Annotated in this window: 24 protein-coding genes; 13 read left to right on the plus strand and 11 right to left on the minus strand. The window is 70.8% G+C overall.

The window, feature by feature from the left end; all coding sequences use genetic code 11:
- The first annotated feature begins 389 nt into the window (after positions 1 to 389).
- Both recA and recX read left to right on the plus strand, forming a co-directional pair.
- Complete coding sequence (recA, locus tag ACWGKJ_RS31960) at positions 390 to 1520, plus strand: recombinase RecA (protein WP_385024668.1); 1131 nt, start codon at positions 390 to 392, stop codon at positions 1518 to 1520.
- A gap of 3 nt (positions 1521 to 1523) precedes the next feature.
- Positions 1524 to 2195, plus strand: a complete 672-nt coding sequence (gene recX / locus ACWGKJ_RS31965) for a recombination regulator RecX (RefSeq protein WP_385024670.1) — start codon at positions 1524 to 1526, stop codon at positions 2193 to 2195.
- A 303-nt stretch (positions 2196 to 2498) separates the two neighbouring features.
- Here recX and ACWGKJ_RS31970 read toward each other — a convergent pair whose 3' ends face one another.
- The 8 genes from ACWGKJ_RS31970 to ACWGKJ_RS32005 form a co-directional block, all read right to left on the minus strand.
- Complete coding sequence (locus tag ACWGKJ_RS31970) at positions 2499 to 2915, minus strand: rhodanese-like domain-containing protein (protein ID WP_385024715.1); 417 nt, start codon at positions 2913 to 2915, stop codon at positions 2499 to 2501.
- 68 nt (positions 2916 to 2983) lie between these two features.
- Positions 2984 to 3523 (minus strand): cupin domain-containing protein, encoded by a 540-nt coding sequence (locus tag ACWGKJ_RS31975; RefSeq protein WP_385024672.1) that lies wholly within the window; start codon positions 3521 to 3523, stop codon positions 2984 to 2986.
- Between the two features lie 93 nt (positions 3524 to 3616).
- Entirely contained in the window at positions 3617 to 3730 is a 114-nt protein-coding gene (locus ACWGKJ_RS31980) for a putative leader peptide (protein WP_385024674.1), read from the minus strand.
- Positions 3731 to 3735: 5 nt separating this feature from the next.
- Complete coding sequence (locus ACWGKJ_RS31985) at positions 3736 to 5463, minus strand: FAD-dependent monooxygenase (protein ID WP_385024676.1); 1728 nt, start codon at positions 5461 to 5463, stop codon at positions 3736 to 3738.
- Positions 5464 to 5628: 165 nt separating this feature from the next.
- Positions 5629 to 6567, minus strand: a complete 939-nt coding sequence (locus ACWGKJ_RS31990; RefSeq protein WP_385024678.1) for an amino acid ABC transporter permease — start codon at positions 6565 to 6567, stop codon at positions 5629 to 5631.
- On the minus strand, positions 6564 to 7211 hold the full coding sequence (locus tag ACWGKJ_RS31995; RefSeq protein WP_385024680.1) for an amino acid ABC transporter permease: 648 nt from the start codon (positions 7209 to 7211) through the stop codon (positions 6564 to 6566). Before ACWGKJ_RS31995 ends, ACWGKJ_RS31990 begins: the two co-directional genes overlap by 4 nt.
- A gap of 138 nt (positions 7212 to 7349) precedes the next feature.
- Positions 7350 to 8270, minus strand: coding sequence for a glutamate ABC transporter substrate-binding protein (locus tag ACWGKJ_RS32000; RefSeq protein WP_385024682.1), 921 nt, complete (start codon positions 8268 to 8270; stop codon positions 7350 to 7352).
- Between the two features lie 43 nt (positions 8271 to 8313).
- A complete protein-coding gene (locus ACWGKJ_RS32005) occupies positions 8314 to 9108 on the minus strand; it encodes an amino acid ABC transporter ATP-binding protein (protein WP_385024684.1) in 795 nt (264 codons plus the stop codon).
- Positions 9109 to 9502: 394 nt separating this feature from the next.
- Between ACWGKJ_RS32005 and ACWGKJ_RS32010 the strand changes: the two genes are divergently transcribed.
- Positions 9503 to 10192 (plus strand): response regulator transcription factor, encoded by a 690-nt coding sequence (locus ACWGKJ_RS32010; RefSeq protein WP_385024686.1) that lies wholly within the window; start codon positions 9503 to 9505, stop codon positions 10190 to 10192.
- 15 nt (positions 10193 to 10207) lie between these two features.
- Positions 10208 to 11602: a sensor histidine kinase gene (locus ACWGKJ_RS32015; RefSeq protein ID WP_385024688.1), complete on the plus strand. Its 1395-nt coding sequence runs from the start codon at positions 10208 to 10210 to the stop codon at positions 11600 to 11602.
- Between the two features lie 54 nt (positions 11603 to 11656).
- Here ACWGKJ_RS32015 and ACWGKJ_RS32020 read toward each other — a convergent pair whose 3' ends face one another.
- A complete protein-coding gene (locus ACWGKJ_RS32020; protein WP_385024690.1) occupies positions 11657 to 12652 on the minus strand; it encodes a TAXI family TRAP transporter solute-binding subunit in 996 nt (331 codons plus the stop codon).
- Positions 12653 to 12864: 212 nt separating this feature from the next.
- On the opposite strand from ACWGKJ_RS32020, the gene ACWGKJ_RS32025 reads away from it, so the two are divergent.
- The 3 genes from ACWGKJ_RS32025 (at position 12865) to ACWGKJ_RS32035 (ending at position 15879) form a co-directional block, all read left to right on the plus strand.
- A complete protein-coding gene (locus ACWGKJ_RS32025; protein ID WP_385024717.1) occupies positions 12865 to 13497 on the plus strand; it encodes a CBS domain-containing protein in 633 nt (210 codons plus the stop codon).
- Positions 13498 to 13565: 68 nt separating this feature from the next.
- Entirely contained in the window at positions 13566 to 15068 is a 1503-nt protein-coding gene (gene miaB, locus ACWGKJ_RS32030) for a tRNA (N6-isopentenyl adenosine(37)-C2)-methylthiotransferase MiaB (protein ID WP_385024692.1), read from the plus strand.
- A 100-nt stretch (positions 15069 to 15168) separates the two neighbouring features.
- On the plus strand, positions 15169 to 15879 hold the full coding sequence (locus tag ACWGKJ_RS32035; RefSeq protein WP_385024694.1) for a class III extradiol dioxygenase subunit B-like domain-containing protein: 711 nt from the start codon (positions 15169 to 15171) through the stop codon (positions 15877 to 15879).
- A 69-nt stretch (positions 15880 to 15948) separates the two neighbouring features.
- Here ACWGKJ_RS32035 and ACWGKJ_RS32040 read toward each other — a convergent pair whose 3' ends face one another.
- Both ACWGKJ_RS32040 and ACWGKJ_RS32045 read right to left on the minus strand, forming a co-directional pair.
- Positions 15949 to 16206 carry an antitoxin gene (locus tag ACWGKJ_RS32040; RefSeq protein WP_385024696.1) on the minus strand — a complete coding sequence of 86 codons (258 nt, stop codon included), beginning with the start codon at positions 16204 to 16206 and terminating at the stop codon, positions 15949 to 15951.
- 30 nt (positions 16207 to 16236) lie between these two features.
- A complete protein-coding gene (locus ACWGKJ_RS32045) occupies positions 16237 to 16524 on the minus strand; it encodes a hypothetical protein (RefSeq protein WP_453315884.1) in 288 nt (95 codons plus the stop codon).
- Between the two features lie 181 nt (positions 16525 to 16705).
- Between ACWGKJ_RS32045 and miaA the strand changes: the two genes are divergently transcribed.
- The 6 genes from miaA to hflX all read left to right on the plus strand — a co-directional run bounded on the left by miaA (position 16706) and on the right by hflX (position 24688).
- Positions 16706 to 17644: a tRNA (adenosine(37)-N6)-dimethylallyltransferase MiaA gene (miaA, locus tag ACWGKJ_RS32050; protein WP_385024698.1), complete on the plus strand. Its 939-nt coding sequence runs from the start codon at positions 16706 to 16708 to the stop codon at positions 17642 to 17644.
- Positions 17645 to 17750: 106 nt separating this feature from the next.
- Positions 17751 to 18212: a hypothetical protein gene (locus ACWGKJ_RS32055; protein ID WP_385024700.1), complete on the plus strand. Its 462-nt coding sequence runs from the start codon at positions 17751 to 17753 to the stop codon at positions 18210 to 18212.
- Positions 18213 to 18259: 47 nt separating this feature from the next.
- A complete protein-coding gene (gene dapF, locus ACWGKJ_RS32060; protein WP_453315885.1) occupies positions 18260 to 19153 on the plus strand; it encodes a diaminopimelate epimerase in 894 nt (297 codons plus the stop codon).
- Positions 19154 to 19292: 139 nt separating this feature from the next.
- Positions 19293 to 21437, plus strand: coding sequence for a RelA/SpoT family protein (locus ACWGKJ_RS32065; protein ID WP_385024705.1), 2145 nt, complete (start codon positions 19293 to 19295; stop codon positions 21435 to 21437).
- A 128-nt stretch (positions 21438 to 21565) separates the two neighbouring features.
- A complete protein-coding gene (locus ACWGKJ_RS32070; RefSeq protein WP_385024707.1) occupies positions 21566 to 23023 on the plus strand; it encodes a M1 family metallopeptidase in 1458 nt (485 codons plus the stop codon).
- Positions 23024 to 23170: 147 nt separating this feature from the next.
- Entirely contained in the window at positions 23171 to 24688 is a 1518-nt protein-coding gene (gene hflX, locus ACWGKJ_RS32075; RefSeq protein ID WP_385024709.1) for a GTPase HflX, read from the plus strand.
- Positions 24689 to 24755: the final 67 nt, after the last annotated feature.

The following is a 24755-nucleotide window of genomic DNA, read 5'->3' on the forward strand; positions in this document are numbered from 1 at the left end:
GCAGGGCAGAGCGGTCAGGGATCTTCGCGGCGCATACCTTCGGCGTGCAACAAGTCCACGTCGGTTTTTTCGCATCACAAGATCCGATGCCGACCGGGACGGAAAAGTTCACCGCTCGGGGCCTGCGGTCTCGTTCCGTCCGGTCCGCCGGCCTCGACCGGCCCGGCCGCCGACCGGTCCGGCACCCGCGTGGCGCGCTTGACAGCAAAATCGAACAGCCGTTCTTATGGGGGTCTGGCCCGGTACTCGGACGAGTTCTCGACTGCGTTGCCCACTGCGTTGTCCACCGAGTTGTCCACAGGCGGGACGGGCTTCGGAGCCCATTGTCAGTGGCAGGGGTTAGCGTCATTGACGTGAAGCGATCGACTCAAGCAAATCGGGTGGAACCCATGGCAGCAGGCAACGACCGCGAGAAGGCGCTGGACGCCGCTCTCGCCCAGATTGAACGGCAATTCGGCAAGGGCGCGGTGATGCGTCTGGGCGAGCGGCCCAACGAGCCCATCGAGGTCATCCCCACCGGGTCGACCGCTCTCGATGTCGCGCTCGGCGTCGGCGGTCTGCCGCGCGGCCGGGTGGTCGAGGTGTACGGTCCTGAGTCCTCCGGCAAGACGACGCTGACGCTGCACGCGGTGGCGAATGCCCAGCGGCTCGGCGGCCAGGTGGCCTTCATCGACGCGGAGCACGCTCTCGACCCCGAGTACGCGAGGAAGCTCGGCGTCGACATCGACAACCTCATCCTGTCCCAGCCGGACAACGGCGAGCAGGCCCTGGAAATCGTCGACATGCTGATCCGTTCCGGCGCACTCGACCTGGTCGTCGTCGACTCCGTCGCGGCTCTGGTGCCGCGTGCGGAGATCGAGGGCGAGATGGGCGATTCGCACGTGGGTCTGCAGGCCCGGCTGATGAGCCAGGCGCTCCGCAAGATCACCGGTGCGATGAACCAGTCGAAGACCACCGCGATCTTCATCAACCAGCTCCGCGAGAAGATCGGCGTCATGTTCGGCTCTCCCGAGACCACCACCGGTGGCCGGGCGCTGAAGTTCTACGCCTCGGTACGCCTCGACATCCGCCGGATCGAGACGCTGAAGGACGGCACGGAAGCGGTCGGCAACCGCACCCGGGTCAAGGTCGTCAAGAACAAGGTCTCGCCGCCCTTCAAGCAGGCCGAGTTCGACATCCTCTACGGCCAGGGCATCAGCCGCGAGGGCGGCCTGATCGACATGGGCGTGGAGAACGGCTTCGTGCGCAAGGCGGGCGCCTGGTACACGTACGAGGGTGACCAGCTCGGGCAGGGCAAGGAGAACGCCCGGAACTTCCTGAAGGACAACCCCGATCTCGCCAACGAGATCGAGAAGAAGATCCTGGAGAAGCTGGGTATCGGCGTCAGGCGGGAGGCCGAGCTCGGAGACGAGGCGGGCGCTGCAGGCACCCCCGCGGCCGATGAGGCGGCGAAGACGGTTCCCGCTCCGGCGGCCGGCGGCAAGGCCAAGACGGCCAAGACCGCCGTGGCCAAGAGCTGATCCGTGGTCCGGAGAACCGAGTGGCCGGATGCCACGGACTCCGGTGGCGAGGGTGAGAGCGAGGACGGACAGGGGGCTGGAGCAGCGGGACCGCGACGGCAGCGGTCCCGGCAAGAGTGGTCGCAGCAGAAGCGGTCCCAGGACCAGGGCCCGCAGAAGCCCCAGGATCCGGCGGAGCAGGCACGGGCCATCTGCCTGCGCCTGCTCACCGGGACCGCACGCACCCGTAAGCAACTGGCCGAAGCCCTGGAGAAGCGGGACATCCCCGACGAGGTGTCCGAGGAGGTGCTGTCCCGCTTCGAAGAGGTGGGGCTCATCAACGACGCGGCTTTCGCGGATGCCTGGGTGGAGTCCCGCCACCATGGGCGGGGGCTCGCCAAGCGGGCGCTCGCCCGGGAGCTCCGTACGAAGGGGGTGGGCTCCGAGCTCATCGAAGAGGCTGTCGGGCAGCTGGACTCCGAGCGGGAGGAGGAGACCGCCCGGGAGCTGGTCACCCGCAGGCTTCGCACGACACGGGGGCTGGACCGCGACAAACGGCTGCGGCGCCTCGCGGGCATGCTCGCCCGCAAGGGATACCCGGAGGGCATGGCCCTGCGGGTGGTGCGGCGGGCGTTGGAGGAGGAGGGCGAGGACCTGGCCGACCTGGAGCGCGGGGGGCTCCAGGACGACGGGTAGTGGGGTGGGGGCGGCTCACTGGGCTACGGGGCGCTGGGCTACGGGGGTGTCCAGGCATGCCGGGTGTCCGGACACCTCCCGAGGTGCAAGGACACCCGCCCCGGCCGGCCGCCCGGACTTTCAGCCTTCAGCGGCTGTCCGGGCACTCCCGCCGTTCCTGGCCCTGCAAGGTCGGGGACCGGCTTGTTCAGGGCCTGGCACGGCCAGGGCCCGGCCTGTTCGGGGGAGTCCACCGGTTCGGGGCTCAGCAGTTCACGATGGATCAGTCCGGAGTTCAGGGCTCACCGATCCGGGGCTCCCAGTTCATGGCCCGTCGACCGGGAGGCCCGCCGCGCGCCAGGCCTGGAAGCCGCCTATGAGGTCGGTCGCCCGGTAGAGGCCCAGCTGTTGCAGGGAGGCTGCGGCGAGGGACGACGCGTACCCCTCGTTGCAGATCACCACGGTCCGCAGACCGTGGCCGGTGGCCTCCGGTGCGCGGTGGCTGCCCTGCGGGTCGAGCCGCCACTCCAGCTCGTTGCGCTCGACCACCAGAGCCCCGGGGATCAGTCCGTCGCGCTCTCGCAGCTCCGCGTACCGGATGTCCACCAGCAGCGCCCCTCGCGCGGCGGCGTCGAAAGCCTCCCGGGGCCCGATCCGGTCGAGCTGCGACCGGACCCGCTCCAGCAGCTCGTCCACCGAGACCGGGCCCGGTGCGGGAAGCGGGTCCGGTGCAGGAAGCAGGCCGGGTACGGGGAGCGGCTCCCCCGCCGGTACCGGCCCGGGCGGGGGCGACGGCTCGGAGGGCTCGCTCACTCCCACTCCCCGGGGTGCTCGACCTGCTCCAGGCGGAGGAGCGGGCCGCTGCGGCTGTAGCGGCGCATCAGCGGCAGCGGCGGATAGTAGGCGTGCACGGAGACCGCGTGCTCGGCGGCGGACTCGTTGAGCACCTGGTGGACATGGTGGGCGCCGAAGGCCCGTCCGTCACCGGATGACAGCTGCCGGGTGCGGTCCACCCCGTCGGCCAGTTCGAGGGTCTTCCACCCTTCGGTGGGCAGCCGAGCGGCAAGGGAGTCCTCCGTGAGCACGCCGGCCGCCGTGGCGAACGCGCCCCGGGAGCCCCCGTGGTCGTGCCAGCCGGTGCCGGTGCCCGGCGGCCAGCCGATCAGCCATGCCTCGCTCCCGCCGGGACCGTCCAGCCGGATCCAGGTACGGCCCCCGGGATCGAGGGGGAGCGAGCGGATGAGTTCGGAGTCGGCCGCGGTGCGGGTGACGAAGTCGAGGAGGCGGCTCGCGGTGGGCGCGGTGGAGCGTGCGGGCGCGGGGGCAGGCAGGGGTGCGGAGAGAGACATGGTGACCGTCCGGAGTGGTTCGCGGAGACGTGCGGCGCGGCAGCCCGGAAAAGAACAGCACGGTGCGGCGCAGGCACGCGGGGGAGAGGCGAATCAGCGGGATGGGCGACACGTGCAGCCCGCATAGCGGACGAGGTCCATATGGACCCTCCGCCACAGGCGCACATCGGTGTCGGTCACGCTCCGCAGTACACCATGTGCGCCCACGACGGTCAATTGACGTCCGCGGTGCTCTCCTCCCGGACCGTCGTCGGCGCCCCGCCCCGGACCGCGTCGGCCGCTTCGTACAGTTCGGCGGGGCGCACTCCGCTGAACGCGGTGACCAGATGTCCGTCCGGGCGCACCAGCAGCACGGTGTGCGCCGAAGCGCCCGGATAGGCCTCGGCGACCAGGAGTTCGCCCCTGACCGGCAGTGCGCTCACCGCGGCGGCCAGCCTCGGCATCACTCCCGCCTTCATCCAGTGCCGCCGGTCCCACACCCCGGTGCCCGGTGCGACCAGCACCACAAGGAGCTGCCCGCGCCCGAGCCGTTCGCGCAGTCGTACGGCCGTACCGTCCGGCGCCGTGACCCGTACGTCGGCGACCGGGGCGCCCGCGGCCGTACCCACCGCGGTCTGCGAGGGCGTGCGCGGCGGTGCCAGCGGTGAGTGGGCGTACCCGGGGGGCGCGCCGAGTGCGCCGCTGCCCAGATGGCCGTCCGCGAGCAGCGCGTCGTGCCCGCGCGCCCGGCCGGGGAGGTAGGCCCGCAGTCCACCGCGGCCGCGCAGTATCGGAAGGGACTGGTCAGCGGCGCGCAGCCGGGCCGCGACCGCCGTACGGCGCTCCGCCTGGTAGCTGTCGAGCAGCAGCTCGGACGCCCCGTGGTGCCAGGTCTGGGCCAGTTTCCAGGCGAGGTTGCCGGCGTCCAGCAGCCCCTCGTCCAGTTCCTGGGTGCCGAGCGCGCCCAGCAGATGCGCGGCGTCCCCGGCGAGGAAGGCCCGGCCCACCCGCCAGCGCCTGGCCAGCCGGTGGTGCAGGGTGTAGACGCCGGTGTCGATCAGTTCGTACGGGGGTGTCTCACCGCCGCACCAGCCGGCCAGCGCCGCCCGGACCCGCGCCACCAGCGCCTCGGGGGTGACCAGTTCGGCGCGCGGCGGAAGCAGCCAGTCGATCCGCCAGACGTCGTCCGGCAGCGGACGGGCCGTCACCTCTTCGCCGCCGGTGCGCCAGGGCGGCAGCCGGTGCAGCAACGCCTCGCCCGGCCAGGGCAGTTCGGTGCGGAGCGCGGCCACCGCGTGGCGCTCCACCGCCGTACGGCCGGGGAAGCGGATACCGAGCAGTTTGCGGACGGTGGACCGGGCCCCGTCGCAGCCGACCAGATGGCTGCCGCGCCACCAGGTCCCCTGGGGTCCCGCCGTGTGCACGGTCACGCCGGTGTGGTCCTGTTCCACGGTGTCCACCCGGCTGCCGGTGACCAGTTTCACCTGCTCGCGCTTGGCGATCGCCGCCCGCAGCCCGCGGGTCAGCGCGTGCTGGGGCAGATGGAGCGGCGAGGGTCCGCCAGGTCCGGACCCGCCGGTCGCACCCAGCCCGCCGGTCGTATCGGCCCCGTCCGGTCCACCGGAGCCACTGACCCCACTGACGGTGAGTGACTGCCCGCTGGTCCCCAGCGGTCTGGCGGAGCCCCGGCCGGGCTCGTCGAAGACGACCCGCTGCATCTGCTGGCTCCGCCTGAGGGACCGCCAGGCCACCCAGCGCGCGGTCTCACCCGGCGCCGTCGCACAGCCGAGCCCGCCCAGGAAGTCAGCGGATTCCGGGCGCAGTACGACCGTGCGGGCGGGCCGCGGTCCGTCCTCGCCTGTCCCTTCCTCGAGCACGACGGACGGGACGTCCTGGGCGGCGAGCGCCAGAGCCAGCGCGAGCCCGACCGGGCCCGCGCCGACGATGATCACCGGGTCCACGGTGCGGCTCCTCGAACCCGTGCGGAGAAGTGGCTGATGGCAGGTAGAGCCCGGTGCGCGATCACAGAACGTATGCAACCCACTGCGGGTGCTTGCGTCAAGTGACGGCGGTATGCGGCGGGGTGGGCTCACCCCTGGCCCGGACTCACCTCACCCGCGCGGCGCTCACTTCCCGGATACGGTGCCGTCCGTGGTCGGTACGGCCGTTCCCGGAGCCTGGTCGGCGCCGGGCGCGACCGCCCCGACCGGGTCCAGCGCTCCCGGGGCCCCGGTGGGCCCGGCCGTGGCCACGGCGATCCCGGTCTTCGCCCGCCGCCCGCGCTTCTCGATCCAGGTGGCGAGCGCCGAGAGGAGCAGGCACATCGCCAGATAGATCGAGCCGATGACGACGATCGTCGAGACGTACGGGTACTGGCCGTTGACCGGGGTGTTGCTGGCGATCAGCCGTGCGGTCGCCAGCAGCTCCGGATAGAGAATGATGTAGCCGAGCGAGGTGTCCTTCAGCGTGACGACCAGCTGGCTGATGATCGTCGGCAGCATGGCACGGACGGCCTGCGGCATCAGCACGGTCGCCACGACCTGCGACTTGCGCATGCCCAGGGCGTACGCGGCCTCCCGCTGTCCCTTCGGGACGGAGTTGATACCGGCCCTGAGCACCTCGGCCTGCACACAGCCGTTGTAGATCGCCAGGCCCAGTGCCAGCGCCCACATCGAGTAGTCGGTGAGGAACCCGACCCAGATCGCGTAGATGGTGATCAGCAGCGGGATGGAACGGAACAGTTCGATGAAGGCGGTCGCCAGCCACCGCACCGGGCGGTGGTCGGAGAGCCGGCCCACGACCAGCACCACACCCAGGACCAGCGAACCCGCCGCGCCGATGGCGAACGCCTTCAGCGTGGCGACGACGGCGTCGGCGATGTTCGTGCGGATACCGCTGTAGTTGAAGATGTCCCACATGCCACCGTCGAGGTCCCCCTTGCTGGAGAGACGGACGACGGCGACGACGATCAGCGCGACGATGGCCGCACTGCCGAGGACCGAGTAGATCCGGTTGCGTACGACGGCCTTGGGGCCGGGTGCGTCGTAGAGCACGCTGGCACTCATCGGGCGACCTCCATACGGCTCTCGACGAGGCGGAAGATGCCGCTGATCGCGAAGGTGATGACCAGGTAGCCGATGGCGACCCAGATGAAGATGGGAACGATGCCGTAGCCGAGGTCGCTCATCGCCTTCTGCCAGCCGAAGAGTTCGGTGACGCTGAAGGCGCCCGCGATGGCCGAGTTCTTGGTCAGCGCGATGATGAGGCTGCTCAGCGGGGCGATGACGGTCCGGGTGGCCTGCGGCAGGACGATCATCCGCAGGGTCTGGGAGAAGCTCAGACCGAGCGAGCGGGCCGCCTCGGCCTGGCCCAGCGGAACCGTGCCGATACCGGATCTGATCGCTTCACAGACGAACGACGAGGTGTAGAAGCCGAGCGCCAGCGACGCCAGCAGGAAGGGGCTCATCCCCGGGAAGAAGATCTCGGGGACCACGAAGGTGGCGACGAGGAAGAGCAGGGTCAGCGGGGTGTTCCGCAGAATGGTGACCCAGGCCGTCCCGAAGAACCGCAGCGGCGGCACGGGCGAGACCCGGAAGCCGGCGATGACGATGCCGAGGACACAGGCGATCACCGCGCTGATGACGGTGATCTCCAGGGTTCCTATGAAACCGTCGCGGAACGCCGAAAAGTGGTCGAAAAGTACGTTCATGAGGTCTCCGCGTCGGCGGGCAGCAGCTGGAAGACAGGGGGCGCGGCGCCCCGTACCCGGGTACGGGGCGCTTCAGCGCTTACGGACAGGCGGCGACGGGCCGGCCGTTGGGGCAGCCGGTCCGCTGTGCCGGGTGGATCAGTAGCGCTCGACGGCCGGCGGTGCGACGTACGAGGAGCCGGAGAGGCCGAGGGTGGCGTCGTAGATCTTCTTGTACGTGCCGTCCTTGACGTGCTTCTCCAGGGCCGAGTCCATGAAGTCGCGCAGTGCCTTGTCGCTCTTGCCCATGCCGACGCCATAGGGCTCCTCGGTGAACGGCTTGCCGACCACCTTGAGCTTCTTCGGGTTCTGGGCCGCGTACCCCTTGAGGATCGCGTCGTCGGTGGTGACCGCGTCGACCTGCTTGGTCAGCAGCTCCTGGACGCAGTCGGAGTACTTGGCGAGCTCGGTGGTCTTCGCGCCGTACTTCGGCTTCTCGATCTCCGCGAGCGGGGTGGAGCCCTTGATCGAGCAGACCTTCTTGCCCTTCAGGGTCTCCGGACCCGTGATGGCCTTCTCGTCCTTGCGGACGAGGAGCGCGGCACCCGCCTTGTAGTAGGGCCCGGCGAATCCGACGAGCTTCTTGCGCTCGTCGTTGATCGTGTACGTACCGACGAAGTAGTCGACCTGGCCCTTGGAGATGGCGGTCTCACGGATACCGGAGTCCACCGTCTTCCACTCGATCTGGTCCTTCGAGAAGCCCAGGTCGGCAGCGATCATCCGGGCGATCTCGACATCGAAGCCGGAGCGCTCCTTGGTCGACTGGTCCTCGAAGCCGAGGTAGGGCTGGTCGGCCTTCGCGCCGATCACCAGCTTCCCGCGCTTCTTGGCCCGCTTGAAGGCGGGGGAGTCGAGGGAGACGTTCTTGGCGACGGTGTACGCGGGGAGCTTGGGAGCGTCGGCGCCACCGGGCTTCGCCGCACCGTTGTCGCCGGCCGAGCCGGACTTGCCACCGCAGGCGGTGCCGGTGAGAGCGAGCACGGCGATCGTCGCGAAGGCGGCGGACTTACGGAACTTCATGCTGAACATCCTCTATTTCGGCGCACGTCGGACGTCTGTCTCATCAGTGGTGAAGGATCTTCGACAGGAAGTCCTTGGCGCGGTCACTGCGGGGGTTGCTGAAGAACTGCTCCGGGGCGGCCTCTTCGACGATCTTCCCGTCGGCCATGAAGACGACCCGGTTGGCCGCGGAACGCGCGAAACCCATCTCGTGGGTGACGACGATCATCGTCATGCCGTCACGGGCCAGCTGCTGCATGACCTCAAGGACTTCGTTGATCATCTCGGGGTCGAGCGCGGAGGTCGGCTCGTCGAAGAGCATGACCTTGGGGTCCATCGCCAGCGCCCGCGCGATCGCGACGCGCTGCTGCTGACCGCCGGAGAGCTGCGCGGGGAACTTGTCGGCCTGGGCACCGACACCCACCCGGTCGAGCAGCGCACGCGCCTTGTCCTCGGCGGTCTTCTTCTCGGTCTTGCGCACCTTGAGCTGGCCGAGCATCACGTTCTGCAGAACGGTCTTGTGCGCGAAGAGGTTGAACGACTGGAAGACCATGCCGACATCGGCGCGCAGCCTGGCCAGCTCCCGGCCCTCGGCGGGCAGGGGCTTTCCGTCGATCGTTATCGCGCCGGTGTCGACCGTCTCCAGGCGGTTGATGGTGCGGCACAGCGTGGACTTGCCGGACCCCGAGGGCCCGATGACGACCACGACCTCGCCGCGGGCGATGGTCAGGTCGATGTCCTGGAGCACATGCAGCGCGCCGAAGTGCTTATTGACGCTGCTCAGTACGACCAGGTCGTCCGAGACCGGCAATGAGTCCTCGGCGGATTCGGCGGACTTGGTCACTGGCACTCCGCTCATCGGCTGTTCGCTCCGTCCTCCTCAACCGCAAGTGCGGTCGTGGTTGAGGAGGACAGTAATGAGACGCCCCTACCAGCGTCATCACATCTGAGCGGAAATTGAGCATCACGATCCGGTTGCAGGCGGGCACGGCCCGGACACTCCTGGTGAAGCAGACCGCGGGCGGAGTACCGGGTGCGTAACGGATCACCCGCGGGATCCGGAACCCCTTGACTGGTGCGGCAGCCATCAGCGTGGATGCCTCAGTACGGCTGGAATCCGACCCGGCGGGGAACCGGCGAGGACGGCCGGGCGTATCGAGGACGAGACCCCCGGCCGAGGAGGCCCGGGGCCGGCGGGCCCCGCGGCCGGCGAGACGTACGGATGACAGAAGCGCGCACCACAGAAGGGGCCCATGAGACTGCTGCTCGTCGAGGACGACAACCACGTGGCCGCCGCCCTGTCCGCCGTACTGGCCAGGCACGGATTCCGGGTCGTGCACGCCCGCAACGGCGAGGAGGCACTCCGTTGCCTGCTGCCCGACGAGCAGGAGCCCTTCGGGGTCATACTGCTCGACCTCGGCCTGCCCGACCTGGACGGCTACGAGGTCTGCGGCAAGATCCGCAAACGCACCGCAACGCCGGTGATCATGGTGACGGCACGGGCCGATGTGCGGTCCCGTATCCACGGACTGAACCTCGGCGCCGACGACTACGTCGTCAAGCCCTATGACACGGGTGAGCTGCTCGCCCGGATCCACGCCGTCAGCCGCCGCAAGAGCGCGGGCGAGGACACCGGACCGGTCCCCGCGGCGGCGCTGCGTATGGGCCCCGTCGAGATCCAGCTTCCCACCCGGCGCGTCAGCGTGGAAGGCAGCGAAATCCAGCTGACCCGCAAGGAGTTCGACCTGCTGGCGCTGCTCGCCCAGCGCCCCGGGGTCGTCTTCCGCCGGGAGCAGATCATCAGCGAGGTCTGGCAGACCAGCTGGGAGGGGACCGGCCGCACCCTTGAGGTGCATGTCGCCTCGCTCCGCTCCAAGCTGCATCTGCCCGCCCTGATCGAGACCGTGCGCGGCGTCGGCTACCGCCTCGTCGTCCCGGCCTGAGGCGCGTCCCCTCCCGTGCGCGCCCGACTGCTTCCGCTGCTCATCGTCCTCATGGCCGGCGTGCTGCTCGCGCTCGGCTTCCCGCTCGCGCTGAGCGTGGCATCCGCCGCGCAGCAGAACGTGGTGGTCGACCGGATCGACGACACCGCGCGGATGGCCGAGGAGGCGCAGTTCGTCACGGAGATACCGGCGAGCGAACAGGAGCGGCACGACACCCTCCAGGAGGAACTCGCCCGCTACGAGACGGTGTACGGCATCCGGGCCGGCGTCTTCTACCGGGACCGCGTCGCCATGGCCGCGGCCCCGCAGTCCTGGACGGTGCCGGTCAGCGGCGAGGGCCGGATCGCCTTCGATGACGCGCTCGCGGGGCGGCGCAGCCGGGACCCCGGCCAGATCTGGCCCTGGCAGCACGGGCGGCTGATCGTCGCGTCGCCGGTCGTCAGGAACGGCGATGTGATCGCGGTGGTGGTCACCGACTCGCCCACCGACCAGATGCGTTCCCGTACCCTGCGCGGCTGGCTGCTGACCGCCGCGGGTGAGGCGGGGGCGATGCTGCTCGCGGTGGGCGCGGCCTTCCGGCTCGCCGGCTGGGTGCTGCTTCCGGTGCGGACCCTGGACGCCGCCACCCACGGCATCGCGACCGGGCTGATGAAGTCGCGGGTCGCGTCCGGCAGCGGGCCTCCCGAACTGCGGCGTCTGGCACGGTCGTTCAACGAGATGGCCGACAACGTGGAGGACGTGCTGGAGCAGCAGCGCGCCTTCGTGGCCGACGCCTCCCACCAGTTGCGCAATCCGCTCGCCGCCCTGCTGCTGCGGATCGAGCTGCTCGCCTTCGAACTCCCCGAGGGCAACGAGGAGATCGCCTCCGTGCGGACCGAGGGCAAGCGCCTGGGCCAGGTCCTCGACGATCTGCTCGACCTCGCGCTGGCCGAGCACACCGCGGCGGAGCTGCGGGTCACCGACATCGCCGAGCTGGCGGCCGAGCGGATCTCGGCCTGGCGGCCGGTCGCGGAGGGCAAGGGCGTCCGGCTCGTCGCGGGCGGCGCCGCGGCGGTCACCGCCTGGGCCGACCCCGTCGCGCTCTCCAGCGCCCTGGACGCCGTGATCGACAACGCCCTGAAGTTCACCCCCGAAGGGGAGGAGGTCCGGGTCGAGACCTCCTCGCACGGCCCCTCGTCCCGGATCACGGTCGCCGACGGCGGACCGGGCCTCAGCCAGGAGGAACTCGCCCGCATCGGCGACCGCTTCTGGCGCAGCGGCCGCCATCAGAACATCAAGGGCTCGGGCCTGGGCCTCTCCATCTCGCGCGCCCTGCTGACAGCGGGCCGCGGCACGATCGCGTACGAGCAGAACGAACCGCACGGGCTCCGGGTGACCGTGACGGTGCCCCGCACCCCGCCCGAACCGTAGACCCGGCGGCCCGGGGCCGGTCTGCGGCCGGTCAGTGTGCGGCGCCGTACGGGGTCAGGGCTTGACCGACCGGTAGTAGCGACGGGCGCCCTCGTCCAGCTTCAGCGGGTCCGTGTAGATCGCGGTCCGTACGTCGACCAGCTGCGCCGCGTGCACCTGCCGTCCGATACGGTCCCGGCTGCGGATCACGCTGCGGGTGAAGCCCTCGGTCAGCTTCGGGTCCTCACGGTCGGTGGTGACCAGGACGTTCGCAACCGCGATCGTGGGCACCGCGGCACCGTTGCGGGCCTGACGGTAGGCGTCGGCCGGCATGACGGCCGAGCGGTAGTAGCGGGTGGTGCCGCCCGCCGCGTGCAGCCGGGTCACCAGGTCGTCGAGAGGTATCAGCCGGATCGGATGGTGCGCCGCCAGATCCCGTACCGCGTCGGTCGGCAGGCCGCCGGACCAGAAGAACGCGTCGATGCTGCCCGCCTTGAGCAGGGCGGGGCTGGTGTCGATCCCCGCGGGCACGGCGGTGATGTCCTTGGCCGGATCGATCCCGGCGGCCCGCAGCACCCGGTCGGCTATCAGCCGCACACCGGATCCCGGCTGGCCCACGGCGACCCGCTTGTGCCGCAGGTCGGCGGCGCGCCTGATGGTGGATCCGTCCTCGACGGCGAGCTGCACATAGTCGTCGTACAGCCGCGCGCAGCCGCGCAGCCGGTCCGCGCCCGGCTTGCCGTCCTCGCGGTACTTCGCGATCGCGTCGGCGGTCGCGATGGTGAAGTCGGCCTGGCCGGTCGCCACCCTGGCGAGGTTCTGCTGGGAGCCCTCGCTCGGCTGGAGGTGAATGTCCACACCGGGCAGGTCATGGGCCAGTGTGGGTTTCAGCAGCTTCCCGTAGAGCTGGTAGACGCCGGTCCGCACCCCCGTACTGAAGGTGACCGTCCCGTGCGGCGAGGGCGAGCCGAAGGGCAGCAGCCACCACATCAGCAGTCCCGAGACCACCAGGACGGCCGCCGTCCCCTGGAGGGCGCGGCGGCGGCTGATACGGGACAGGGCGTTGGGCATGCGCGCGATCCTGCCAGTTCACGCCCCTGGCGAACAGGGGAGCGGGGCCGCGCCCCGCGACCGCTCTGCGTCCGGAATTATTCAGTCCGGTTCATGGCTGTCACTATTGATCCTTGATCACCCGCATTGATCCCTGATCACCAGCAGGCAGCCGGTTGCCGCTGGACCCGCCCCGGAGGACCGCAGTGACGTCGAGCCGAACCGTCGGACAGATGATGTCGACCAATGTCGTACGGGTGCAGCGGGGGACGTTCCTCAAGGAGATCGCCCGGCTGCTCACCGAACACCGTATTTCGGCCGTTCCCGTCGTGGACGAGGACGACCGTCCGGTGGGCGTGGTCTCCGAGGCGGATCTGCTCCGCAAGCAGCTGGGCCTGACCGCACTGCTGCCCGCCGTCCGGCAGGCGGCCGACCACCGCTCCAAGACCGAGGCGACCACGGCGGAAGGCCTGATGACCAGCCCGGCGGTGGTCGCGCACCCGGACTGGACGATCGTCGAGGCGGGCTGGCTGATGCAGGCCCGGAGCGTCAAACGGCTGCCGGTCGTCGACGACACCGGCAGGCTGGCCGGGGTGATCAGCCGCAGCGATCTCCTCCAGGTCTTCCTCCGCCGCGACCGCGCCATCCAGGAGGAGGTGCTCGAAGGCGTCCTGACGCGGACCCTGGGCCTCTCACCCTCCGCGATCACGGTGGACGTCAGCGACGGCCATGTCATGCTCAGCGGCCTGGTCGAGCGGCGGAGCGTGATCCCGGCCGCGGTGCGGCTGTGCCGCGGGGTGGACGGGGTGGTCGATGTCGCGGAACGCCTGCAGTACGACGTGGACGACAGCGCGGGCGGGCGCTGAGGTCTCCCGGCGGACCGGGCACGCGGCCGGGGGCGGGAGCTCCGCCCCGTACCGCCTACCCTGGTGACATGACCGCGCAGGACGCCCTGAACCGAAGTTACGAGATCCGCACCTACGGCTGCCAGATGAACGTCCACGACAGCGAACGGCTGTCGGGGCTTCTGGAGGACGCCGGATACGTCCGCGCGCCGGAGGGCGCCGACGGGGACGCCGATGTCGTCGTCTTCAACACCTGCGCGGTGCGCGAGAACGCCGACAACAAGCTGTACGGCAACCTCGGCAGGCTCGCCCCCATGAAGACCACGCGCCCCGGTATGCAGATCGCCGTCGGCGGCTGCCTGGCCCAGAAGGACCGGGACACCATCGTCCGCCGCGCCCCGTGGGTGGACGTCGTCTTCGGCACGCACAACATCGGCAAGCTGCCCGTACTCCTGGAACGCTCCCGTATCGAGGGCGAGGCCCAGGTCGAGATCGCCGAGTCGCTGGAGGCGTTCCCCTCGACGCTGCCGACCCGGCGCGAGAGCGCGTACGCCGCATGGGTCTCGATCTCCGTCGGCTGCAACAACACCTGCACCTTCTGCATCGTCCCCGCACTGCGCGGCAAGGAGAAGGACCGCAGGCCCGGCGACATCCTCGCCGAGATCGAGGCGCTGGTGGACGAGGGCGTATCGGAGATCACGCTGCTCGGCCAGAACGTCAACGCCTACGGCTCGGACATCGGCGACCGTGAGGCGTTCTCCAAGCTGCTGAGGGCCTGCGGGAAGATCGACGGGCTGGAGCGGGTCCGCTTCACCTCGCCGCATCCCCGGGACTTCACGGACGACGTGATCGCGGCGATGGCCGAGACGCCGAACGTCATGCCGCAGCTGCACATGCCGATGCAGTCGGGTTCGGACACCGTCCTCAAGGCGATGCGCCGTTCCTACCGGCAGGAGCGTTTCCTCGGAATCATCGGCAAGGTGCGGGCCGCGATCCCGCACGCCGCGATCTCCACCGACATCATCGTGGGCTTCCCCGGCGAGACCGAGGAGGACTTCCAGCAGACGATGCACGCGGTCCGGGAGGCCCGCTTCGCGCAGGCCTTCACCTTCCAGTACTCCAAGCGTCCGGGAACCCCCGCCGCGACCATGGACGGCCAGATCCCCAAGGAAGTCGTCCAGGAGCGCTACATGCGGCTCTCGGCGCTCCAGGAGGAGATCTCCTGGGAGGAGAACAAGAAGCAGGTCGGCCGCACGGTCGACGTCATGGTCGCCGAGGGCGAGGGCCGCAAGGACGGCGCGACCCACCGGCTCTCCGGGCGTGCACCCGACAGCAGGCTGGTGCACTTCACCAAGCCGGAGACCGAGGTGCGCCCCGGCGATGTGGTGACCGTCGAGATCACTTACGCGGCGCCGCACCACCTGCTCGCGGAGGGCCCGGTCGGCGCCGTACGGCGCACCCGCTCCGGGGACGCCTGGGAGAGGCGCAGCACCGCGGCCGCCGCCAAACCGGCCGGTGTGATGCTCGGGCTCCCGGGCATCGGCGCCCCGGCGCCGCAGCCCGCAGCGGCCGGAGGCTGCGGCTGCGACTAGGCAGCCCCGGGGGCTGTGGCGGCGACTGGGCCGTTCTCCATGGACGGGCGCCGTCGCCCGCCGGTCTCTGCGTGCACCGGGCAGGACTAGGCTGCGGATCATGCTCGTAGCCGCCGCCGTATGTCCCTGTCCGCCGCTGCTCGTGCCCGAGGTGGCCGCGGGGGCGGCGCCGGAACTCGACGCGGCCAGGGCCGCCTGCCTCGACGCCGTCGGGGTGCTGGCGGCGGCCCGGCCCGGTCTGCTGGTCGTCGTGGGACCTGCCGATGCCGGGGCCCGGGGGACGCACCCCGAGGGCGCCACCGGCTCGTTCGCCGGTTTCGGCGTGGACCTCCGGGTACGGCTGGGGACATCGGTCACCGAGGCCGGACGGGAACTCCCGCCGTCCCTGTCGGTGGCCGCCTGGCTGCTGGGCCGCGCGGAGTGGGCCGACGCACCGGTCGAGGGCCTTGGCGTGGGCGAACCGCTGGAGCCGGAACACTGTCTGGCGGCCGGACGCGAGCTCTCGGCCCGCGCCGACCGGGTCGCGCTGCTGGTCATGGGCGACGGCAGCGCCTGCCGCACGCTGAAGGCGCCGGGCTACCTCGACGAACGTGCCGCCGCCTTCGACGCGGCCGCCGCCCGCGCACTGGGCACGGCGGACCTGGTCGCGCTGAAGGCGCTGGACGCCCCGCTGGCGTACGAACTGAAGGCCGCCGGCCGTGCGCCCTGGCAGGTACTCGCGGGCGCGGCCGAGGGCACGGAGCCGGGCGGCCGGCTGCTCTACGACGACGCCCCGTACGGCGTCGGGTACCTCGTGGCCACCTGGTCCTGACGGCGGCCGAAAAGCAGCGGGCGGCCCTGGAGCGAGGTGCTCCAGGGCCGCCCGCCGTGCCGTGCCGGATCAGGAAGCGGTGGGTGGCTTGGTCGTACCGCCGTCGTTCTTGCCGTCGTCCTTGTGCGAGAGGCGCTCCAGGGCTTCCTTGGCCTTGCCGGTACCCGTCTCGATCTTGTCGGTGTACTTGCCGTTGGTCCGGGCGTCGACGGTGTGAGCGGCCTTGTCCAGACCCTCCCCGATCTTGTCCCCGTGCTGCTGCGCGAGGTCGGAGACCTTGTCCTTGGCCGGTTCGAGCTTGGCTTTCACATTGTCCAGGAATCCCATGGCATACCTACTTCCCTCCAGGAGGGCGTTCTACTTGCGAACGCCCTCTCCGGCTTCATTGTCCGCGGCCGCGGCGGCAGACTGCTGACGCGGGATCTCCACGGCCTCGGCGGGACCGGCCGAGGCGTCCCCGGCCGGCGCGTCCGTCCCGGACTCGCCGACCGGCTCCACGGCGGCAGACCCCGGGGCCTGCCCCTCGGCGGACCCTTCGGCAGGCTCACCGCCCGTCTCCTGCTCCGGGGCTTCGGCCGGGGCGCCGACGGCCGGTTCTTCGACGGCATCCTTCGTCTTCCGGCGAAACACGGCAAAAATACCCATATGCACTCCTCAACGTACTCGTGTGAGCGAAATTCCTCGCCGCCCGGAGCGCCTGATTGCGCCGACCGGGGCCACCGGTCGAAAGCCGTGGGCCGGAACCTCGGAAAAGAAACGAATCCCGGCACCCGGCCGTCACGTAACTCATTCGGGGACAGGCCCCCGGGTTTGCGAGACTGGGACGGTGAGTAGTGCAGCTCCCGCAGCGCGGGTCATCGCCGTCGTCGGCCCCACCGCGGCCGGAAAGTCCGATCTGGGTGTCGCTATCGCCCGCCACCTCGGCGGCGAGGTGGTCAACGCCGACTCCATGCAGCTCTACGAAGGCATGGACATCGGGACCGCCAAGCTGGCGCCCGAGGAGCGCGGCGGCGTTCCGCACCACCTCCTCGACATCTGGAGCGTGACCGAGGCGGCCAGCGTCGCCGAGTACCAGCGGCTCGCCCGCGCGGAGATCGACCGGCTGCTCGCCGCAGGCCGTACGCCGGTCCTGGTGGGGGGCTCCGGGCTCTACGTGCGCGGGGCCATCGACGCGCTGGAATTCCCCGGCACCGACCCCGGCGTACGGGCGCGGCTTGAGGAAGAGCTGGAGCGGCACGGGCCCGGAGCCCTCCACGAGCGGCTGGCCGCAGCCGACCCGGAAGCCGCCGTGGCGATCCTGCCCAGCAACGGCCGCCGGATCGTCCGGGCCCTGGAGGTCATCGAGATCACCGGAAAGCCCTTCACGGCCAATCTGCCGGGCCCCGACCCGGTGTACGACACCGTGCAGATCGGCGTCGACGTCGCCCGCCCGGAGCTGGACGAGCGCATCGCCCTGCGCGTCGACCGGATGTGGGAGGCCGGACTGGTGGACGAGGTCCGCGCCCTGGAGGCACGCGGGCTGCGCGAGGGCCGCACCGCGTCGCGCGCCCTCGGCTATCTGCAGGTGCTGGCAGCGCTCGCCGGGGAGTGCACCGAGGACGAGGCACGGGCCGAGACCGTTCGCGCCACGAAACGCTTCGCGCGCCGCCAGGACTCCTGGTTCCGCCGTGATCCGCGGGTGCACTGGCTGAGCGGCGCGGCCGCGGACCGGACGGAACTCACCGGGCAGGCGCTGACCCTGGTCGAACGGGCGGTCACAGCCTGATCACGTGATGGCATCGGGACGCTCAGCCCGGCAGTTCGCGCCCTGGGGGCGTGCCATCATCGATCTGCGATCGACAGTGGAGTCCGAGTGGGGAGGGCGTGTGGCGATGGAGGCCGGCCCTCGCGACAGCGAACGCGGCGCGGAGCGCGGCAGCGGCCCGGAACACCACGACGACGCCCCGCGGCTCAGCCCCGACGGGCCCGACGCGCTCGACGCCCCCGAAGTGGCCCCCGAAGTCGAGGTAGAACTGCGGCCGCAGCGTCGACTGCGTATCTGGCAGCTCGCCCCGATCGTGGTGCTGGCCGCCGTCGGATCGCTGATGTTCGCGTTCCCGCTCGCCTTCGAGTTCGGTGACGGCGGGCCCGTGGTCGCCATGCTCGGGCTGCTGATCAGCTGCTGCGCCGCGGGCTGGGGCATGATGGCCGCCCGCCGCGTCGGCTACACCTGGCCCGGTCTGCCCGCCAGAGGTTCCGGGGCGCGCCCGGACTGGCGGATGGCAGCCCTCTACGTCCTCGCCTTCTGCGTGGTCGTGGCGCTCGCCGTGGGGCGCGTGGCGCGGCTGCGCTGAGCCGCACCCGTCCGCCCGTACCGCCGCCCACCTCGTACGATGGCAGGGTGACCACCTCGCAGATCGACTTCCTCAAGGGCCACGGGACCGAGAACGACTTCGTGATCGTCCCCGACCCGGACAACGCCATCGACCTGCCCGCCTCCGCCGTCGCCGCGCTCTGCGACCGCCGGGCGGGCATCGGCGGCGACGGTCTGCTGCATGTCGTGCGGTCCGCCGCGCACCCGGAGGCCCGGGGGATGGCGGGTGCGGCGGAGTGGTTCATGGACTACCGCAACGGCGACGGTTCCACCGCCGAGATGTGCGGGAACGGCGTCCGCGTCTTCGCCCGTCACCTCCAGCGCGCCGGGCTGGTGGAGGACGGTGACCTGGCCATCGCGACACGTGGCGGAGTGAAGCGGGCCCACCTGGCCAAGAACGGTGACGTCACCGTCTCCATGGGCCGGGCCGTGCTGCCCCCGGACGGGGTGCGGGTGACGGTCGGCGACCGGTCCTGGCCCGCGCTGAACGTGAACATGGGCAATCCGCACGCCGTCGCCTTCGTCGACGACCTCGCGGACGCCGGAGCGCTGCTCTCCGTACCGGAGTTCGCTCCGGCATCCGTCTACCCGGACGGTGTCAACGTCGAGTTCGTCGTGGACCGGGGCGAACGCCATGTCGCCATGCGGGTGCACGAGCGCGGCTCGGGCGAGACCCGCTCCTGCGGTACGGGCGCCTGCGCGGTGGCCGTCGCGGCGGCCCGCAGGGACGGCATCGACCCCGCCATCACCGGTGAGCCCGTGACGTACACCGTGGACCTTCCCGGCGGGCGTCTGGTCATCACCGAGCTGCCCGACGGCGAGATCGAGATGACGGGCCCCGCGGTGATCGTCGCCGAGGGCACGATCGATGCCGCGTTCCGCGAAACGGCGCTCTCCGCCATGGAAACGGCCCTCTCCTAGACTTCGCTCGAATGGGTGATCCGTTTCACGCTGGGCGGGAGGGGGCGGGTACCGCGTGGTGGGCTCGGTAGCATCAAGCACCGGCCCGGACCGCCCCGTCGCAGCCAGTCCACCGCCGGTCGACACTGCCGGAGGTGCCATGAGTGCAGAGGCCGCCAGCCCCAACGGTGCGTCCCCGGAGACCCGTCCGGTGGACAGCCCGGTCCGCAGACGCGGTCGCGCCAGGATCGATCTGCGCAGACTCGGCCGCGCCGCGCTGTTCGGCCCCGCCTCGCGCAGTGGTCTGCCCGATGCCATCGGCCATGTCGCCGAGGCCCACCGCGCACACTTCCCCGACGCCGATCTCGCCGTCCTGCGGCGGGCGTACGTCCTTGCTGAAACGTCCCACCGCGGTCAGACCCGCAAGAGCGGCGAGCCCTACATCACGCACCCGCTCGCGGTGACGCTGATCCTCGCCGAACTGGGGGCCGAGACCACGACGTTGACCGCCTCGCTCCTCCACGACACGGTCGAGGACACCGAGGTGACGCTCGAACAGGTACGGGAGGGGTTCGGCGACGAGGTCTGCTATCTGGTCGACGGCGTGACCAAACTGGAGAAGGTCGACTACGGTGCCGCCGCCGAGCCCGAGACCTTCCGCAAGATGCTCGTGGCCACCGGTGACGACGTCCGGGTCATGTCGATCAAACTCGCCGACCGGCTGCACAACATGCGCACCCTCGGTGTGATGCGCCCCGAGAAACAGGCGAGAATCGCCAGGGTCACCCGGGATGTGCTGATCCCGCTGGCCGAACGGCTCGGTGTGCAGGCGCTCAAGACCGAGCTGGAGGATCTGGTCTTCGCGATCCTCGACCCGGCGGAGTACGAGATCACCCGTGCCCTCATCGCGGCCCAGGACGCCGCAGCCGACCCGCTCGTCACCATCGCCGAGGACGTCAGAAGGGTCCTGAGGGATGCGGGGATCACCGCTGAAGTCCTCATCAGGCCCCGGCACTTCGTCTCGGTCCACCGCGTCAGAACGAAACGCGGCGAGCTGTGTCCCACCGACTTCGGCCGGCTCCTGGTGCTCGTCGGCGAGGACGCCGACTGCTACGGCGTACTGGGGGAGCTGCACACCTGCTTCACACCGGTGATCTCCGAGTTCAAGGACTTCATCGCCTCACCCAAGTTCAACCTCTACCAGTCGCTGCACACGGCCGTCGCCGGCGCCGGCGGCGATGTCGCCGAAGTCCTCATCCGTACCCATCTGATGCACAAGGTCGCCGAGGCGGGGGTCGTCGCCCTCGGCAACCCGTACGTACCGCTCGACGGGCCGCACTCCGCCGCCACCATCGCCCGCGCGGCGGCCGGTGCCACGGACCGCGGACGTGTCGACCCCACCCGTCCCGGCTGGCTCTCCAGGCTCCTCGAATGGCAGGAGTCGGCGCCCGACCCCGACACGTTCTGGTCCACACTCCGCGCCGACCTCGCACAGGACCGGGAGATCACTGTCTTCCGCGCCGACGGCGGCACCCTCGGCCTGCCCGCGGGGGCCAGCTGTGTGGACGCGGCCTACGCGCAGCACGGCGAGAAGGCGCACTCCTGCATCGGCGCACGGGTCAACGGGCGGCTGGCGACACTCAGTACGGTGCTCAGCGACGGCGACACCGTCCAGCTGCTGCTCGCCGAGGACACCGCGTCAGGGCCTTCGCCCGACTGGCTCGGCCATGTGCGCACCCCGGGCGCGCGGATCGCGATCACGGGCTGGCTCGACGCCCATCCGGAAGGGGCGGCCGTACCGGCAGCGGCACCCCGGCCGAGCGCATCGGTGACCGGCGGTGCGATGCGCAGAGCCGCCGCCGGAGCCGTCGTGGGCGTGCCGAACGCGACCGTACGGCTGGCCGGCTGCTGCACACCGGTGCCGCCGGACGCCGTCACCGGATTCACGGTGCGCGGCGGCGCCGTCACCGTCCACCGCGAAGGGTGCCCGTCGGTGAGCCGGATGCTGTCGCTCGGGCGGCCACCCGTCGAGGTGAACTGGGGCGCCGCGGGGGACTGCAGGGTCACCCTGGTCGCCGAGGCGTTCGGGCGGCCGCAGCTCTTCGCCGACCTCACCGAGGCCATCGCCGCCGCCGGTGTCGCGGTCGTCTCGGCCACCGTCGAACCGCCGTCCGAGCAGCGCGTACGCCACACCTACACGCTGCAACTCCCCGACGCCGCCGGGCTGCCCGCGCTGATGCGCACCATGCGGGACGTGCCGGGCGTCTACGACGTGAGCCGCGCCCAGCACCCGGCCACGGCCTGACCGCAGGGCCGGCCGGCCGCACGACCGCCCGACACGACAGCCTGACCGCAGGACCGGCTGAGCACACGTTCGGGTGGCCCGGGACGCTCTGCCGGGGCGCGCACGGCAGGGGCTGGTAGCCGTAGTCCATGCTGTTCATCTCCCGGCGCCTGCGAGCTGTTCTGCTCGCTACCGCATCGGCGGCCGCCATCGCCGCCACCCTGCCCGCACCCGGCCCCCTCGGCATCGGTGATCCGCTCTTCCCGCACCTGGGCAACCCCGGGTACGACGTCCTCTCGTACGACATCGGCCTCAGCTACCCCGGAAGCAACACCAAGCCGCTGGAGGCCGTGACCAGGATCGACGCCCGCACCACGGCGTCACTGCGCCGCATCAATCTCGACTTCGCCCGCGGCACCGTGCACTCGGTGGAGGTGAACGGCGAGCCCGCCCGGTTCGCCCCGGCCGACGAGGACCTGGTGGTGACCCCGCGGCGGGCGGTCCGCGCCGGAAGCCCGCTGCGGATCACCGTGCGCCACACCAGCGACCCGCGGGGCGCGGCGGACGGCGGCTGGATCAGGACCCCCGACGGGCTGGCCATGGCCAACCAGGCGGACGCCGCCCACCGGGTCTTCCCCTGCAACGACCACCCGTCCGACAAGGCCCTCTTCACCTTCCGGATCACCGCACCCCGGAAGCTGACCGTCGTGGCCAACGGCTCGCCCGGCCCCCGGACGACCCGCGCCGGCCGCACCACCTGGACCTACCGGACCCGCCACCCGATGGCCACCGAACTGGCGCAGGTATCCATCGGCGACTCGGCCGTGATCCACCGCACCGGGCCGCACGGGCTGCCGGTCCGCGACGTCGTACCGGCGGCCGACCGGAAGAAGCTGGAGCCCTGGCTGCGGAAGACACCCGCCCAGCTGGCCTGGATGGAGTCGAAGGCCGGACCCTTCCCGTTCGAGACGTACGGTGTCCTGATCGCCGACACGGACACCGGCTTCGAGCTGGAGACCCAGACCCTGTCCCTCTTCGAACGGCGGCTCTTCACCGGGGGTTCCTTCCCCGAGTGGTACATCGACTCGGTCATGGTCCATGAACTCGCCCACCAGTGGTTCGGCGACAGCGTCTCACCGCACCGCTGGTCCGATCTCTGGCTGAACGAGGGCCACGCCACCTGGTACGAGGCGCTCTACGCGGCCGAACACGGCGGGAAACCCCTGGAGACCCGGATGCGTGACGCCTACCGCAGCTCCGACGGCTGGCGGGCGAGCGACGGAGCCCCGGCCGCCCCCAGGCCCCCCGTCAGCGGGCAGAAGATCAGCATCTTCCGGCCGGTCGTCTACGACGGCAGCGCGCTCGTGCTCTACGCACTGCGCCAGGAGATCGGGGCCGCCGCCTTCTCGGCGGTGGAGCGCGGCTGGGTCAGCCGCTACCGCGACGCGTCGGCCACCAGCGCCGACTTCACCGCGCTGGCCTCACGGGTCGCCGGGAGGGACCTCTCGGGGTTCTTCCGGGGCTGGCTGTACGGAAAGAAGACCCCGCCGATGCCCGGCCACCCCGACTGGCGGAGCGCCCGGCCGGCGAAGGCGCACAAGAATTGAAACCCGGGTGACGGCGGTGAGCGCACCGTGTCACTATCGACGCGTCGACGGCGCTGCCGGAGCCGGTGGGCCTCAGGGAATCATCGGCGGCCGCTACGCGTTGTGCCTGACGAACGGAACTCTCTACCGCCTCGACGTAAGGATCCAATGACCTCCTCTTCTTCCACTTCCCAGGACGCGCACGAGCATGAAGCGCACGAGCACGAAGCCCAGAGCTTCCACGAGAGCCTTCGGGCCGATGCCCTGATGGAAGAGGACGTCGCCTGGAGCCACTCGGTCGACGGTGAGCGGGACGGCGATCAGTACGACCGCTCGGAGCGTGCGGCGCTCCGGCGAGTGGCAGGCCTCTCCACCGAGCTCGAAGACGTCACCGAGGTCGAGTACCGGCAGCTGCGCCTGGAGCGGGTGGTGCTGGTCGGTGTCTGGACCTCGGGCACCGCACAGGACGCGGAGAACTCCCTCGCGGAGCTGGCGGCTCTCGCCGAGACGGCGGGCGCGCTGGTGCTCGACGGTGTGGTGCAGCGCCGCGACAAGCCGGACCCGGCCACCTATATCGGCTCGGGCAAGGCGCAGGAGCTGCGGGACGTCGTACTGGAGACAGGCGCCGACACCGTGGTCTGCGACGGTGAACTCAGCCCGGGCCAGCTGATCCACCTGGAAGACGTCGTCAAGGTCAAGGTCGTGGACCGTACGGCGCTGATCCTCGACATCTTCGCCCAGCACGCCAAGTCCCGGGAGGGCAAGGCACAGGTCGCGCTCGCGCAGATGCAGTACATGCTGCCGAGGCTGCGCGGCTGGGGCCAGTCGCTCTCCCGGCAGATGGGCGGCGCCGGTGCGGGGGGCGGGGGCGGTATGGCCACCCGTGGTCCCGGTGAGACCAAGATCGAGACGGACCGGCGCCGGATCCGCGAGAAGATGGCGAAGATGCGCCGGGAGATCGCGGAGATGAAGACCGGGCGCGACATCAAGCGCCAGGAGCGCAAGCGCCACAAGGTGCCGTCGGTCGCCATCGCCGGCTACACCAACGCGGGCAAGTCCTCGCTGCTGAACAGGCTGACGGGCGCGGGGGTGCTGGTGGAGAACGCCCTGTTCGCCACCCTCGACCCGACCGTGCGCAAGGCCGAGACACCGAGCGGACGGCTCTACACCCTCGCGGACACCGTCGGCTTCGTCCGGCATCTGCCGCACCACCTGGTCGAGGCATTCCGCTCCACCATGGAGGAGGTTGGCGAGTCCGATCTGATCCTGCATGTCGTGGACGGATCGCACCCCGCTCCGGAGGAGCAGCTCGCAGCCGTACGCGAGGTGATCCGGGAGGTCGGAGCCGTTGACGTCCCGGAGATCGTCGTGGTCAACAAGGCGGACGCGGCGGACCCGCTGGTTCTGCAGCGGCTGCTGCGTATCGAGCGCCATGCCATCGCAGTGTCGGCCCGCTCGGGTCAGGGCATCGTCGAACTGCTCGCGCTGATCGATGAACAGCTGCCCAGGCCGCAGGTGGCGCTGGAGGTGCTCGTGCCGTACACGCACGGACAGCTCGTGGCCCGCGCGCACTCCGACGGCGAAGTGATCTCCGAGGAGCACACCCCGGAGGGCACCCTGCTCAAGGCACTGGTGCACGAGGAACTGGCTGCCGAGCTGGCGCCCTACGTACCTGTGGCGCCCTGACACACGGAGCGCGCGGCACCAACCCAGAGGCCGAGGGCCTGTCCTCTCTCCGCAGAGAGGACAGGCC

The sequence above is a fragment of the Streptomyces sp. NPDC054757 genome (genome assembly GCF_053612185.1).